General features: G+C 47.2%; 12 protein-coding genes. 3 read left to right on the top strand and 9 right to left on the bottom strand.

Annotation, left to right across the window (positions count from 1 at the left end):
- Window positions 1–30: 30 nt before the first annotated feature.
- Genes BMZ72_RS00250 through BMZ72_RS00260 form a run of 3 tightly spaced genes read left to right on the top strand, consistent with a single transcriptional unit; the run spans window position 31 to window position 5,251 of the window.
- On the top strand, window positions 31–2,586 hold the full coding sequence (locus BMZ72_RS00250) for a lantibiotic dehydratase (protein WP_089804098.1): 2,556 nt from the start codon (window positions 31–33) through the stop codon (window positions 2,584–2,586).
- Between the two features lie 3 nt (window positions 2,587–2,589).
- Window positions 2,590–3,426, top strand: coding sequence for a thiopeptide-type bacteriocin biosynthesis protein (locus tag BMZ72_RS00255; protein ID WP_089804100.1), 837 nt, complete (start codon window positions 2,590–2,592; stop codon window positions 3,424–3,426).
- On the top strand, window positions 3,395–5,251 hold the full coding sequence (locus tag BMZ72_RS00260; RefSeq protein ID WP_089804102.1) for a lanthionine synthetase LanC family protein: 1,857 nt from the start codon (window positions 3,395–3,397) through the stop codon (window positions 5,249–5,251). The genes BMZ72_RS00255 and BMZ72_RS00260 overlap by 32 nt, the downstream gene beginning before the upstream one ends.
- A 28-nt stretch (window positions 5,252–5,279) precedes the next feature.
- On the opposite strand, the gene BMZ72_RS00265 is transcribed toward BMZ72_RS00260, so the two are convergent.
- The 9 genes from BMZ72_RS00265 to BMZ72_RS00305 form a co-directional block, all read right to left on the bottom strand.
- Window positions 5,280–6,134: an SH3 domain-containing protein gene (locus BMZ72_RS00265; RefSeq protein ID WP_089804103.1), complete on the bottom strand. Its 855-nt coding sequence runs from the start codon at window positions 6,132–6,134 to the stop codon at window positions 5,280–5,282.
- Between the two features lie 142 nt (window positions 6,135–6,276).
- Window positions 6,277–6,465 carry a pinensin family lanthipeptide gene (locus BMZ72_RS00270; protein WP_012792924.1) on the bottom strand — a complete coding sequence of 63 codons (189 nt, stop codon included), beginning with the start codon at window positions 6,463–6,465 and terminating at the stop codon, window positions 6,277–6,279.
- 68 nt (window positions 6,466–6,533) lie between these two features.
- Window positions 6,534–8,666, bottom strand: a complete 2,133-nt coding sequence (locus BMZ72_RS00275) for a TonB-dependent siderophore receptor (RefSeq protein WP_177222630.1) — start codon at window positions 8,664–8,666, stop codon at window positions 6,534–6,536.
- A 25-nt stretch (window positions 8,667–8,691) separates the two neighbouring features.
- Window positions 8,692–10,140 (bottom strand): DUF3526 domain-containing protein, encoded by a 1,449-nt coding sequence (locus BMZ72_RS00280; protein WP_089804107.1) that lies wholly within the window; start codon window positions 10,138–10,140, stop codon window positions 8,692–8,694.
- On the bottom strand, window positions 10,124–11,548 hold the full coding sequence (locus BMZ72_RS00285; protein WP_089804109.1) for an ABC transporter permease: 1,425 nt from the start codon (window positions 11,546–11,548) through the stop codon (window positions 10,124–10,126). The genes BMZ72_RS00280 and BMZ72_RS00285 overlap by 17 nt, the downstream gene beginning before the upstream one ends.
- Window positions 11,549–11,571: 23 nt before the next feature.
- A complete protein-coding gene (locus BMZ72_RS00290) occupies window positions 11,572–12,276 on the bottom strand; it encodes an ABC transporter ATP-binding protein (RefSeq protein WP_089804111.1) in 705 nt (234 codons plus the stop codon).
- 51 nt (window positions 12,277–12,327) lie between these two features.
- Entirely contained in the window at window positions 12,328–12,636 is a 309-nt protein-coding gene (locus BMZ72_RS00295) for a hypothetical protein (RefSeq protein ID WP_143087553.1), read from the bottom strand.
- 103 nt (window positions 12,637–12,739) lie between these two features.
- Window positions 12,740–13,573, bottom strand: a complete 834-nt coding sequence (locus BMZ72_RS00300; protein WP_143087554.1) for a DUF922 domain-containing protein — start codon at window positions 13,571–13,573, stop codon at window positions 12,740–12,742.
- A gap of 63 nt (window positions 13,574–13,636) precedes the next feature.
- Window positions 13,637–14,845, bottom strand: coding sequence for a multidrug effflux MFS transporter (locus tag BMZ72_RS00305; protein WP_089804116.1), 1,209 nt, complete (start codon window positions 14,843–14,845; stop codon window positions 13,637–13,639).
- Window positions 14,846–14,957: the final 112 nt, after the last annotated feature.

Here is a 14,957-nt window from a genome sequence, read left to right on the forward strand (position 1 = left end):
GATCTTGTTACACCTAAAAACTACTTTCCTATGGCGCTCAGCATTTTTCCGCACATCCTTGTGCGCTATGCCGGTATGCCGCTAAGCGTACTACATAAGGCAGCAATTCAGGACATAGCCGCCCATTTTCAGAAAACAGCAAGCGCTGCACAACAATTACAGACGCAAAAGGATGCCGTTTGTGCACTGTTGTACACCGCTATCAATCAGTCAACAGATGATAAAGAACGACGACAGCTGCTGCAGTTAAAGCGGGATATTTTTAATGATAAGCTGCCGGTGAAGTTACCTGCAATCGTACCCGAGGCAGTGGAATTATATCTGCAACAGCTTGCGGACAGGGAGAAGGAAGCTGCGAAATGGCGGGAGGATTTCGAAGAGAAGCACATGGTAGCCAGACGGGAACTACAGGGCTTCGCTCAGCAGGAAGCACTACGCAAAGGTATTTTATTATCCAGTCCTGTACTATACGAGCAGCTGGATAGTTTTGCCCTCGCTGATAGCAGGCAATTCAAAAGTCGTGAGTTAAAGAATGAGTATAGTCTGATACGCTACGTTAGCCGGATGGCTGCGAAGACCTCCCCGTTCAGCACCTTTACCTATACAGGTCCGGGGAAGATAGGTCCGCAGCAGGATATTACCACAATACCGGACATACACAGCAGTATCCGTCTGCATAACGGATTGTTCAGCTATATCCGTGTGCTGATGATTCATCATCCGGTATTGAATGAAATTATCACATTAGGGTTGAATGTGACGGCCGCCGTCATACAGGAGGAATTACGGTTTCTTGTCAACTACTTCAATGTAGAGGCATTCCAGCGTTTACCAGCCCGTAATCTGCCTTTGTGGTTATATCAACAGTTACAGGACAGAGATGCAATCGTGACACTCGGTGAATTGACCGATCAGCTTTGCAGTCAGATAGCAGATACCGACAGGAGTACGATCAAGGCATTTTTATTAAAGTTGGTATGTAATGGTTTACTGGAACCGGGAATAGGATGTGCTGGTATTGATCCGGACTGGGATAGACAGTTGCAGCAATTCCTTACACCGCATGCGGATAAGCAGGCGGTAGCATCGTTACTGATGATGTTATCAGGGTTACAGCAAACCAAAATGGTATACGCGATCGCCGGGGCAGATGAGAGGTTGCTGTTTTTACGGGAGGCGTCTGCCATGTTGGAAGATCTGTTTGGGACCTTACAGGAGGAGGCTGGTTTGTCAGATGATATGCAGGTGAAGGAGGGGGCATTTGAATTATTCCGTTTTCAGGCACGCCGTTTTTTGCCGCAGGATATTTTCTACGAAGATGCATTTACTGACAATACTGCCATATTATCCGAAGCTACTTTCACTGCCTTTACACAGGAGATCAGCCTGCTATGTACGCTGTTAGCACCGCTGGATGCTTTACAGGAGGAACGTGCGCATATGCAGCGCTTCTTTTTACAGCACTATGGGGAGGTACAGGAGGTAGCAGTTACACAGTTTTATTATGACTATTATCTGTATGAGAAAAAACAATCAGCGGAGCAGCAGGCAAAGAAAGAAATAAAGGAGATCGGGTTACCGGATACGCTTCAGGTGATCGTAGATCGGAATACAGTACATATTACTCCCACGATAGCGATGAGTCCTGACAATAACAGTGCAGGCGCCTTTGTACAGTTCTACCAGGAGGGAAGTCATACGAAAGGAGTCGTCAATGCGCTATTACCAGGTATGGGCAAAGTAGCCGGACGGTTCCTGCATCTGCTGGACCCGACCATAACAACTGACTTCCGTACATGGAATGAAAACCTGTATGCAGATCATCTCTTGCTGGAACTGAATGATGGATCGGCCTTTAATGCGAATATTCATCCGCCTTTACTGGCTTATGAGGTGTGTATGCCGGGCGGTAATAACAGTTACCCGGCGGAGGCCCGGGTTTCCTTACAGGATCTTGTCGTGAAGTATGACAGGGATACAAAAGGGCTGTTCCTGTTCCATACGGTGCAAAATAAGCCGGTTTATGCCTTTGACCTCAGTCTGGAGTCATTTTATAACCGATCGCATTTTTACAGGCTACTGGCGCATTTTAATACCGTGCAGCGGGTTCCCTTACGCGCATTGATCACAGCACTTGACCGTAAGCATGCTACGGTGTATCCACCTGGTGAGTATATACAGGTAAAGCCACGGATCACTTTTGGCGAACAGGTGGTATTAAGGAGAAAAGGCTGGCTGATAAAAACGGCTTTTATACCCCTGGGAGGCAATGATGAATCTCCCGCGGACTATTTTGAGCGGCTGCATCTATGGCGGATAGAAAATGGTTTGCCGGAGCAGTGTTTTCTGTTCCTGAAATCCCCCTACATGCCTGTGAAGAATGAGGCAAAGAGTCAGTTGCAGCGGGACGACTATAAACCTCAATATATGGATTTCAGTCATCCGCTGCTGCTCAGTCTTTTCAGAAAGGTCTTATCCAGAGCAGGAGCGTGGTGTTACCTGGAAGAAATGTTGCCTGCTGCTGCACATGTTGCAGCTGATGGTGGACTTGTGAAAGAATATTTACTACACTGGTATAATATGTAATACATGCAACGGAACTGGTTATCGGCACATCTTTTTTATAGCGGAGATTTACGGACGCTGTTATTGGACATGGTGCTGCCTTTTTTAAGTGATACCTGTTACAGGGCTTTTTTTATCCGTTACGGAGAAGGCGGTCCGCATATCAGATTACGTCTGTTGACGGATGAGGCAGATCCCGCAATTGTACAATCACAGTTAATACAGGCAGGGAAGGAGATCCAGGGATTAACGATACAGTTTATTACATATGAAGCGGAAATAGTACGCTACGGTAATCAGGACAGTATCGCCTGGGCAGAAGAACAGTTTATTTGCTCTTCCTCTTATGTGCTGACTATTTTAGATGGCAGGAGAGAATGGGATGCTTCCAGTGCGTTATTGGAGGCGCTTAAAATGAATATCGCAATGGCGGGTGCTTTGGATGTTGCCGGCCTTGAGATGATGGCGATATGCAGACAGTTTATTCATCAGTGGTTGCCCCGTTTGTATGATCGTAGCAAACCGGCTGCCGCGCAGGAACAATATTATATGGCACTTCTTGAGACCCGTTTTAGTCATTATGCGGAGTTATTATTACCTGTTACTGCTGTGCTATGGGAGGAATTGTGCGAAGGAAAGGCAGACCCGGTATTACAGACATTCATGCAATCGAACCGGCAGGTTTTTGAGGCATACAAACAGCTGGGATTTGATGAACGTTGTATGAGAGATATCACAGGTAGTTTTATGCATATGGGGCATAACCGCCTGGGGATCTCCAATCTGGATGAAGCTTATATCATGTTCTTTACCTTAAAATGTCTCGAGAATGTCTATGCCGGTGGAAGATCTGAAAGATGAGCAGATAATAGCGGCTGCTTTACTGGAGCTGGCTGACAGACTGTTACCCACTATGCAGCCGGGAACACTGGCCGTTGATCTCACAAATGGCGCAGCTGCAGATCTCTTCAATGGAAAGGCGGGGATCATTGTATTTTATCTGCGTTTAGCAGCATATGATCCGGCGTATCTTGCTGTATGTACAAGTGCCGCAGATGTATTGCTTGAGCATCCGGCTATTCTTCAACAGGAGTTTTTTACCTTATATACCGGGGCTACCAGTCTGGTATACTTATGTATACAATTGTATGAAGCAACCAGCGATAAGCGATACCTCGAAAGGGGACTTGCATTGGTGTATCATTACCGGGAAGGTATTTTACAAAAAGTAGTACAGGATGATTTTATCAGCGGACATGCTGGTAACCTCTTAGTGTTGACACAACTGCATGCTTACACAAAGGATGATGTATTGCGTACGCTGATCAGGCAACTGGCGGATAAGCTGATCGCACATGCAAGGATCGCTTCTCAGGGATTGCGCTGGGGACATCTGAAGCGGTCGTATGATTGTCTGACAGGACTTTCTCATGGTGCGTCAGGCATTGCACATGCGTTATTGCAGGTAGCCACTTATTTTGAAGATGAAGGTTTACATTACCTGGCTATGCAGGCCTGGGCTTATGAAATGAAATACTATGATCCGGGCTTGCAGAACTGGCTGGACCTGCGACTAACGAGTACCAGTTTAGAGGAAGAGGATATTATGGGCTGGCAGCTAACCGATTTTCGCCGGTATATCAGTGATGTGAATGCATGGGCACATGGCGCTGCCGGTATCGGGTTAAGCCGGATGTATGCCTGGAAGACAAGCGGAGAAGTCCACTTTGCTACAGCATGCGAATGGGCATTGACGCGTTGTATACGGGACGCTGGCACCCTGACACGGGGAGATTTTACCCTTTGTAGTGGTTATGGGGGAGTGGGGATGTTCTTACTACAGGCGGCGGCTGTATTGAATAGGCCGGTTTTACGACAAACAGCAAAGCAGATCGCATTGGCTGCTATCCGTTATTACGAAGTACATGGTACGTACAATAGCTACATTAAAGATGCACAATACGACCCTGGATTGTTTTCAGGACTGGCGGGAGTAGGCTATTTCTTTGTCAGTGTATTGCTGCCTTATAGGGCACATACGGTCATGGCGCCATTGATCAATATGGATGTAAAGCATAGTCCCCTGTATGAAAAAGGAGCAGTAAAGCGGGCGCTGTTTAGTCGTTATTACGAAAGGTCATTGCAACGATATCCCGGGGCAATGGCAGCCAGAGACATCAATGAACTGGAGATGCTTTTAGGAGAGGGGATGGAGGACCAGGATTGTTTCGGGTATGAGAAAAGTCTGGCGGATACATGGAGGTCGCATGGCGGATGGTTATGTTATCAGCAGCGTAATCAGCTACTGGAAAAGCGGAATGGGTATTTATTACAGGAGTATGATAGGGGGTTGTTGCAGACTGTTTTTATGAGGGTGCCTGAATTGACTGTATGCGTTACGAAACGTGCCTGGCATGATGAGGCTAATACGGTTCAACAGCATAACACACAGTGTCATTATGTACATGTTGCACATGTACAGGGGGTAAGTACCTTTCCTGTTAATCAGTTTACAGCAATATTGTTAGCGGCTTTTAGCCGGGAGTTACCGTTGCAGCAGGTGATAACAGACATTATCTGTCCGCAGGTAGATGTTAGTATGGCTGCTTTGCAGGAGGCTGTGCTGTCACAGATAAAGGTATTGTTACGGCAATACATGATCACACAAAAACAGACGCGGGGGTGAGGGGGAAATATTCCCTGATCCGGCAAATTTACCTGCAATAGCTACGATCAACATATTGCTTATTACCCTTCCCATCCAGGTAATAACATCCGCCTCTTGGGCCGGTATAATACTTTCTCGCCGGCGCTGTGTTGGCCACTCTCATCGCACGTTCTTCTGCGGCAGCTGCCCTTTTTAATTGCGCCGTATAGGCAGCAGTGGGGGTGAAGTAATGTTGTTGGCCACTCTCCAGTCTGGTGCTGTCCTCATGCGAAAGTGGCATTTCATCCCAGTCTGCCGCCACATGTTCCCGCAATACATAACCAGTGTGTTCACCAAAATTTATTTCCGCCCAATCGGGATTATTATCAACTTCATAGGCTTTTATATAACTAAGCCGGCGTATTTTGCCAATGCTGGGTGATTTGGCATCTGGCCTGGTCCGCACGTTCAGACTGTCACCGCTGATCCATGCATAATTGGCTTTCAATCTGGCGAAAAATGCTTTCTCTTCATCCGCTTTCTTTTGTGCCAGTGCTTTTACAATCATCTCTTCCTTCAGGTCCTTGAATGCTTTCACTTCATCCCTGTAATACTGTACCGGAAACCTGGAGTCTTCTTTTTCAATATTCTGACAATCGCGTTCAATGTTCCCGTATATATCCATTCCCCCGTAGGAGGGAGACTTGTCGTAATAATTTGCTAGTCTGTCCAGCAAATACTGCACATCCGAAACAGGGCCTACAAGCGGTGAACCGAACTGTGTATCAGGCACACGTAGTATAGTGATCTCTTTACCATCAACAGTCTTTTTTTTGACCCATGGCGTCACATCGTGTGTCTGGCCGAATATAGAGATGGTGAGCAAAAGTACAGGGAATAAAAGGTAGAGGAAAGATTTCATGTAAAAAGGTTGAGGCGCAAAAATAAAGTTTTTTAAGTTAATGACTGTTTAACGTGCCTGATGGGATGATGCTAACTGTCCCGCATAACAAAAAGAGGCTGCTCAGTACCTGAGACAGCCCCCTTTTTCATATCCTGCAGAATTATGCACAGATAATGGTTGTGCACAGATGTCCTTCGTCATCTGTTGCTACTGTGTGCGTTGGATGGCTCTGTCCTGCGAGACCACCTGCCAGGCGCATGTTCATTTCGCTATCGATACTGGTTACAAAACTGTCGATTTTGAGGTCATCGATGCTCAGCTTAATCTGGGTTACCTGATTGTCTTTCATAAAATAGTATTTAAGTATGAATGCCTACTGTTATGGGGTTTCGGCTTATCCCCTATTGCGCAATAATGTTATAGTCTGATACCTGCGAATGCTTTGAAAGATATCGGTGCACCCTCTATGTAGTAGTAGCTCCTTACGCCTTCATAGACTGAGCCTACCAGCATATCGCCACTGGAGAAATAACGTTTGTTGGTCAGGTTGTCGGCCACGACACGCAGATACCATTTCCCATGTGTATATGCGATACCGCCATCAAACTTTGTATAGCCTTTGAGATCGAATCCGGGTGTATAGGTCGCTGTTTTAGTAACAGAGTTATGTCCCAGACTCAGGCTTAAACGGGATACAGCTGTCAATGGAATCGCATACTGGATCCAGCTGTTGATGACCTGTTCCGGCGTAAAGGCCAGTTTATTCCCCTCATTCTCTTTATTGCTGTCTTTGCTGACGATCGCATGTGTATAGGAGTAGTTGGCCGATACGGACAGCCGGCTGGAAATACGTCCGGTGATATCGACTTCTGCACCGGTACTGGTTACCTGGCCGATCTGCCTTCTGAAACCAGGATGTTCCAGGTCGGACACCAGCAGGTTATTCTTGATGATCCTGTAACCGGCGATGCTGGTCATGAGTTTATGCTGAAACCATTCCTTTTTAGCGCCTGCTTCTATACTATTGCCACGTTGCGGATCGAATCGTTGTCCGCTGGCATCCACACCTGATTGTGGTATGAATGACTGATCGTATAAAGCGTAAACAGCCATACTATTACCTAACAGCCGTGTAATGCCGAACCTGGGAGAGAAGGCAGTTTCATCCTTTTGCGGCTGTCTTGGGTTCGTAGTGACCGGTGTATTGATCGTGAAACGCCCACCGTAGTTGAACAGCCAGTTGGTATGAATACGGGTCGTGTTATAAAAGAATGCGGATGTCCAGTTATTCTCCCTGACGATCAATGCCGGCTTACCCAGCATTTTTACACTGTCAGTAGAGAGGCCATATTGTGGATGCGTTCTGTCGAACGTAAAGGCATATTGACCATAGGCATTGACATAGTTATCCTTGCTATAATTGTAGTCGAGTCCGGCGACGAAGTTGTGCGTGATCTGCTGCCCCGTTTTAAAGTTGCCGCTGATATAAGCCTGTACGGCTGCCACACGACCGGTAATGCTATTGTTGACCGGCAGACGACGGGTAATGTTGGTACTGTCAAAGTTGATCAGCGAGTAGTTGTCTGATATCAGGTACCATACCGCCGTGGAGTTGACCGTGTATTTTGATTGTACGGTCAGCCGCAGGTGATCATTAAAGCGGTGTTCAAAGGCGAGTCTGACGCTTTGTGATTTAGAACCTGATTGTGGCAGGTTAGGATCGCCTGCATAGTTGTTACCGATACGGTCTTTGAGTACCTCGGATTCGGTGCCGATCTTCGTCACACTGCTACCTCCGTCGGATAACATATGGATAAAGTTGTATTCAGCAAGCAGGGATGTCCGGCGACTGAAGTTGTACTGTATAACGGGGGAGGCTACATATTTCCTGGTTTTCAGGAAATCCTGGAAACTCTGTTGTTGCTGGTAGGCGCCATTCAGGCGATAGGAGAATCCTTTTTCTTTTACGGCACTACCCAGGTCCAGTGATCCGCGCAGGAAGCCGAAGCTGCCACCGGAAAGTTCCAGTTGACGGATACGCTGTTGCCGGGGTGTTTTGGTTGTGATGTTGACGCTACCACCAGGATCACCGGATGAGATAAGGAAACCAGCTGGTCCTTTTACAAAGTCAACCCGTTCAATAAAAGCTGCATCGTCTGTCAGGGCCCCCATCGTGCTACGTTGTGGCATACCATTGACATATGTTTCGGTATAGAAGCCCCGCATCATGACAGTGGCAGAAGCATCAAATACGGAGCTGTTATAGCCTATTTTAACGCCGCTGGCATTACGGATGATATCTTTCAGTTCGAGACCTCCCTGTTCGCGTATGAGGTCGGCGGTAACACCGGTAATATTCTGTGGTATTTCCAGCATACGGCCTTCCATCCGGAGTGCCGGCGACATACTATCCGTGCGCATGTTCTTTTTCTTTTCCATGATCTCTATTTCCTTCAGGTGCTGCTTTCGCAGACTGTCGGTCTTTTGTTGCGCCTGTGCGCTCAATACCAGGAAGCATAAACTAAAAGGTATGGGTAGTGATCTTTTCATCAGCCTGATCATTTGAATGATTGATTTAAATACTGTGTCTTGTATGGCGTTGTCGTAACAGGAAAGTACCTGTCAGTAATAGTTCGGCAGCAAGTAATAACAGGTAGCAACCACCCTGGATCTGTTCTTTCCGGCTATCGGGACGATAGGAGGGATGATAGACGGGTAGTGACCGGTAATCATCAGGACCGAACTTTTTATCATTGAAATGATAGCTATACAGGAATGATTTCCAGTGTTGCCGGAAGAGCGCTGTTTGTTGCTGGAAATAGGCGTAATCAGCGATGTCGGTATGCGCAACGCTGTTCAGCAGCGACTGTGTGTACACAGCCGGGTTATACCGGTAAGACCGGTTGATCTGCTGTATCTCCTGCGTCTGATTGATATCCCGCTGTGCGGTGAACCGTTGCATACGACGTGCTACCAGGTCATAATAGGCCATCATTCTCCGGGTACTGGCAGCACTGGTATCATAAGCCTGGCTATTACGATAAGCGGGATATACTGCATAGAAACTATCCAGTACCTGCTTTTGGGGCAGGTCCCAGGTGTCCCATTCAATCTCTCTTTGCCGGGAGGCCAGCATTGCTGTGTTTTCATCTTTATCCGGCTGACTGAGTCCGAAGCTGAAGACTGCAGGCAGGACGACGAGCAGGAAGATCCAGGCGCAAAGCATGGTAATCAGACTGACAGCCGTCCCTGTATTACATGCAAGGAGTAACCATATTATACCGGTCCATACCGCCAGATAGGCGGCGCTGATCAGTAACCAGCTCAGGGTATCTGCGATGGCAGGCGTCCGCGTCAATGAGATGCTCAGTAATGTGAGCAGCAATACACAGCATAAGATCACAGCGTATCTGATCAGCAGGCGTAAGAATAAGAGTCCGGCGATACCGCCTTTCTGAATGATCAGCAGCGAAAGGGTTCCCTGCTCTTTTTCCTGTGCCAGGAGATTGTAACTCGTACATATCAGCGCCAGGGGCAGCAGGTAGATGATGAGAAATGATATATCAAAGTTGCCGGTCAGCAGATGCTGTGGATTATTGATCTTTTCTTCGACAGGGACATACGTTTCTTTTATCGTGACAGGGGCATAATACCTGGTCATATCACTCATGCCGATAGAAAGCCCTGAAAAGGCAGCTGGTGGGTGCATGACTGTTTTGTGCAAACGATAGTCTATTACCGCAGGATGTGACGCGGATATATACGCTGCTTTTCCTTCAGGTGTGGAAGTGTCCGCAGAAAGTCCCTTATACAGCTTATCGTATTGGATACTGTAATCAGTCCGGATACTATCGAGTGTATTCAGTTGATGTACCCGGATATGATGGCCAAACAACACGGCGGCGGTTCCTGCTGCCAGTATGATCAGCAGGAGGGCAGGAAGGATACCTGTGCGGAGTAAGGTATGCAGCTCGAAATAAATGATCTGCTTACAGCTGTTGATTTTGTTATTCAATACCTGCATGTCGTGCAATGATTTGTAATAAACAGATACTGATGGTCAGCCATAATACAAGCGAGGAGATCATCATCCACTGGCTTTTTAATACCTGGCTTACAGCAGGAGGCTTATAATGGAAAGCGGGAATGCTGCTGTAAAAAGCCGTATTTACCTTCCAGTGACTGTCGTTTGTTTTACTTCCACGATAGGCCAGTTCATTATTCAGCCGGCGGATAAAGTCGTTACGGTATTGTCTGGCCGCCTTGTCCAGTTGTTGCTGATGGAAGTAATCTGTAGCGCACAATGCCATTGACAGATTGCGTATTGCCAGATAGGGATCAGCCAGGGCCAGATAGTTGCTGTACCTGTTTTGTAGTTGTATGATACTGTCTGTTTTTGCCGTGTAAATATCATAGACCATTTGTGCATAATCTTCCGAGGACTGGAGCAGAATGGCATTCAGGTTAACTGGTAACTGATCGGTACTGTTAACATGATATCGCTTTAATACAGCGTCGGTAAGCTGTTGTTGTCTTTCTTCTCTGGAAGAGTGACCGTCTATCCCCATTTTAATCGCCTTCTCTATCTTTTCCTGTTGCTGGTATTGAGAAGGAAGCGGATGTAATTCACCGGCAATACCCGCACCCAGTCTTGGTAACAGAATATTCCAGACTAACCAGCAGCCGGTCAGGAGGAGCAATGATTGTCTGGCATTTTTAGCAATGGCAGATATAGCGACCGCGATCATTACAAAAATGCTGCAATAGATGCTGTAAGCGATGACCAGGAATAATATTGAGAGGTACGTTGTTTTATCAATAGTGGCTGTACCAGCGAAAAGTAGTGCCGGCAGGTAGATGAGTAAGCTCCCCAGCAGCATGCCGTTCATCACCAGCAGATAATACTTTGTTTTACTCTTCAGGAGGATGCCTTGTGTAGCTCCCTGGATCAGCAGGAGACGCAATGTGCCGGTTGTTTTCTCCTGTGTGTAACTATTGTAGCAGCTGAAGATGATAAACAGGGGAAAGAATAGCTGTAATACACTGGCGATGGTCAGACTGCCGAAACGCGTATAGGTATCGGCTGGGCGTAGTGCAGGAGTGGCCATGGTATGTTGCAGATGTGCTTCAACACGCATGGAAGTACCGGTGACGGTTTCCAGTCCGCTGTCGAAATTGCTCAGCAGCATGACCGGTTTAAATATATAAGTGCCAAAGTGAGCCGCACCATGCGGATCACCGGTTTTAAGTTGTTCCCATTGCTGGCGGAAGTGTGCATTTGCAGCTAATCTGTTCCTGCTTATTTGTGCTGAGCGGCTGTGCGTACCGGCAAAGGCGATACCCAGCAATACTAACAGGGACAGTGATACTGCCGGTAAGGCATAGGTACGCAATCCCCCCAGCCACTCTTTGGTTGTGAGTAGTAGATACATGTTGTGAAATATGGATGATTTGATCAGACGGTACGCATGTGTTCCATGTAGATATTTTCAAGCGTGTAATGATCTACAGCATCGGCTTCCATATCGGCAATCAGTCGTCCGTTCTTCATGATGCCTATCCGGGTGGCTACTTCCCGGGCACGATACAGATCATGCGTCGCCATCAGGACCGCTCTGCCTTCTTCGCTAAAGCGGCGGAGCAGATCGGAAAACTCATTACTGGCATGTGGGTCTAAGCCCGAAGTGGGTTCATCGAGTAACAGCACCTGGGCATTCTTGGCAGCAGCGATCGCAATACCTACTTTCTGACGCATCCCTTTGGAATAGGTCTTCACTCTTCTGTGGATCGCATGTTCCTGTAGTCCCGCTTTCAGTAATAATGTGGTATAATGTTCCCGTGTATGATGATGGCCTGTGAGGGAATCAAAAAAGATGAGATTTTCGAGTCCTGTCAGGTGTGCATACAGCATAACGGTTTCGGGTATGTAAGCAATATGTTGTCTTGCCTGTGGCAGTTGTTGTGCGACATCAATTCCATTGACCAGGGCACGGCCACTGGTGGGTGCAACAAAGCCGAGAAAACAATTGACAGTGGTGGTTTTACCTGCGCCATTAGGACCAAGCAAACAGAAGATCTCACCTTTTTGTACGGTAAGGTCAAGCGCGTGCAGCGCTGTATGCCGGCCAAATTGTTTGGTCAGCGCAATAGCTTGCAACATAATATAGGAGAATACGGTGATAAAGGATCTATCAGAAAAGTGTGTAGGGTATTAAATAAAGCGGGCAGGAGGGCCTCTTCCTGATAGTACGGCGGATAGATCAACCGGCTGCTCAGCAGCGTAGTATACGTCTGTAATGATATAATAAAATGGCGTCTGTTGTACTACTGGTATTGTCGGCAATACAGCATCTTTACAAAGATGATAATCACAGATAGCACATTCGTGAGCGCTTTTAAAGAAGGGAACAGATAAGTCAGCGTGGTATTTGCCAGCACGGGCATCATGGCGATGAAAGGTCTTTAATCCCTGTACATACATAAGCACTGACAGCAGAAGAAAGGCTGTCAGTTTTCGCATAAACGTATGTTGGGTTTCACGCATGGCATAAAGATATACAAATGTAACAATGTTGCAAAAAATAAATAAGAAATATTTTAGTGCAGACATTGATTATAGCGCGCTATTGCTGATAGGCCTGTAATCCGGTGAGTGCATCTGTGATCTTTTTTTTCCAGCGTGCCTGTGCTTCGGCATTTAAACCATGTTCTGTTTCTGCATCATATAAGGCCTGTTGTTCTCTGTATAACTCATAGGTTTGCAGGAAGGCGTCTTTGGAGATCCTGGCGACATTAACGGGCGTGAGGTTGGTGGCGGCCAGTGTCTTTCGCAGACTTCTTGCATATGCTTCACACAGATCAAAATGCAGTTGTTCATGTGCCAACAGGGCTGGTGTTTGCTGATTTGGTCTGACACTACTCTGGTAACAGATAAATTCACTGGTGACGATCACCCTGGCTTTGCCAGGTGTACTGCCTGTGTCGATCTTTATTCCGAAACGGCAGGAAGTTCTTGCACCTACATTGGCTTCGCGGATCGTTGAGGGGTTGCCTTTATAGTCTTCCCAGCTGAGTGTACGTTCGGGATGCCAGGTAAATTTCCGCTCATAGGCTTTGGGATGATCAACGCGGTATAAATTAGCCGTGATCTGTTCACAGTTGTTGCCGGTGCGAGGTGTTCTATAGTCTGTGATCTTAATGAGGTTTGCACCACGGGCTCTTGCTGTCTGTTGCATACGGGAGATGATGTCCTCGTAGGTACAGGCAGGAGCGATGTCATTACCGGCTGAGTGAATGGTACCTGCTTTTTGTCCGCCGCTGAACCGGTCAGCTTCTTCCAGCACTACTACAAAAGCTGTATCGGACAAAGGTGTCAGGGTCGCAACGGCAGGTCCCTGTAACCGGGGAGAACAGGCAAAGCAGCAGATAAGCGGAAGGAAATACAATATTTTTCTCATGGATGAAATGAATGATCAGACTCATCCTAAACTACAGAAAATATGCCGTATTTCCTGCCGGGTTTAAGCTGGTTGTAAATCCTGTTTTATCTGCAGGCGGTTGGTGAAAAACACTAATAGTAACAGGGTCAGGGCCGTACAGCCGAACATTACCGTCGCCATGACATTAGCGGTGCCGTTGAAAAAGAAGTTGACAGTCCAGGAGGCGATAACGCCAGCGATCATCTGTATGGATCCTAATACAGCCGAGGCCCTTCCTGCTGCCGCTGTGAAAGGACGGAGCGCCAGTGCTGTGGTATTCGGATTGAGGAAACCCAGACAAAAGAGGAACAGGAAAGTAAAGCAGAGGGTCATTGGTGCACCGGCAATACCCATGGTGGTGCTGATCAGCAACAATAGTCCTGTTATAAACAGCATGATAGCGGCATAAAAGGAGATGTGTGTGCTGTCATACCTGTTGAGTAATACACGGTTGATCTGACTGCCGGAGATCAATCCACAGGCGTTGAAGGCAAAAGCCCAGCTATAGGCGGTATCGCTGAAACCAAACCTGGTCATAAATACAAAAGGAGAACCCGCGATATAGGCATAGAGTCCGGCGTAACTGATACCTCCTGCCAGGGTATATACCAGGAAGGTGGGCTTTTTCAATACGGAGATATATTCCGGTAACACGTCTTTAATGCGGAGGGATACGCGGGGATCGGGTGTTTTGGTTTCCGGTAACAATTTATAGGTGGCTATCAGTAAAGCGAGCGCGATCAGCGCCATTACACCAAATACCCATCTCCAGCCGGCAATAGTATTGACAATACCCCCGATCGCAGGCGCAATGATAGGCGCGATGCCCATTACCAGTACCAGCAGGGATAGTACCCTGGCGGTGTCTTTTGGCGGAAAAAGGTCCCTTACGATCGCCCTGGCTGCCACCATCCCCACACAGCCACCCAGTGCCATAAAGAGGCGTACTGACACCAGCATATTAATATTTACAGAAAAGGCGCAGGCAAGTGTTGCGATCAGGTATATCAACAGACCGGCATATAAGGGCCTTTTACGGCCGAAACGATCGATCAGGATACCATATATCAGCTGACCGGCACAAAGTCCGGCATAATAGCTTGTAAGCGAATATCCGACATGTGCAATATCCGTTTTCAGGGAAGAGGCAATAGCCGGAAACGCTGGTAGGTACATGTCGATAGAAAAAGGACTGAGCGCAATGAGCAGGCCCAGAATAAGGATAATGATGGTATGTTGCTTGTTTTGCATGTTGTCAGATTACTGCTGCAAAGTTGGGTATTTGCGGAGGGTGGTAAGGAGACTTTTAAGCATATTTTGGATACAAACCGAACATGGCTTACAGTAAATGCCTTTAAAAATG

This window comes from Chitinophaga sp. YR627 (genome assembly GCF_900114995.1).
Lineage (GTDB): Bacteria > Bacteroidota > Bacteroidia > Chitinophagales > Chitinophagaceae > Chitinophaga.

Excerpts from the sequence above, each read along its gene's own strand:
- BMZ72_RS00250 (WP_089804098.1), top strand. The coding sequence starts at position 31 with ATGGCGCTCAGCATTTTTCCGCACATCCTTGTGCGCTATGCCGGTATG.
- BMZ72_RS00255 (WP_089804100.1), top strand. The coding sequence starts at position 2,590 with ATGCAACGGAACTGGTTATCGGCACATCTTTTTTATAGCGGAGATTTA.
- BMZ72_RS00260 (WP_089804102.1), top strand. The coding sequence starts at position 3,395 with ATGTCTATGCCGGTGGAAGATCTGAAAGATGAGCAGATAATAGCGGCT.
- BMZ72_RS00265 (WP_089804103.1), bottom strand. The coding sequence starts at position 6,134 with ATGAAATCTTTCCTCTACCTTTTATTCCCTGTACTTTTGCTCACCATC.
- BMZ72_RS00270 (WP_012792924.1), bottom strand. The coding sequence starts at position 6,465 with ATGAAAGACAATCAGGTAACCCAGATTAAGCTGAGCATCGATGACCTC.
- BMZ72_RS00275 (WP_177222630.1), bottom strand. The coding sequence starts at position 8,666 with ATGAAAAGATCACTACCCATACCTTTTAGTTTATGCTTCCTGGTATTG.
- BMZ72_RS00280 (WP_089804107.1), bottom strand. The coding sequence starts at position 10,140 with ATGCAGGTATTGAATAACAAAATCAACAGCTGTAAGCAGATCATTTAT.
- BMZ72_RS00285 (WP_089804109.1), bottom strand. The coding sequence starts at position 11,548 with ATGTATCTACTACTCACAACCAAAGAGTGGCTGGGGGGATTGCGTACC.
- BMZ72_RS00290 (WP_089804111.1), bottom strand. The coding sequence starts at position 12,276 with ATGTTGCAAGCTATTGCGCTGACCAAACAATTTGGCCGGCATACAGCG.
- BMZ72_RS00295 (WP_143087553.1), bottom strand. The coding sequence starts at position 12,636 with ATGCGAAAACTGACAGCCTTTCTTCTGCTGTCAGTGCTTATGTATGTA.
- BMZ72_RS00300 (WP_143087554.1), bottom strand. The coding sequence starts at position 13,573 with ATGAGAAAAATATTGTATTTCCTTCCGCTTATCTGCTGCTTTGCCTGT.
- BMZ72_RS00305 (WP_089804116.1), bottom strand. The coding sequence starts at position 14,845 with ATGCAAAACAAGCAACATACCATCATTATCCTTATTCTGGGCCTGCTC.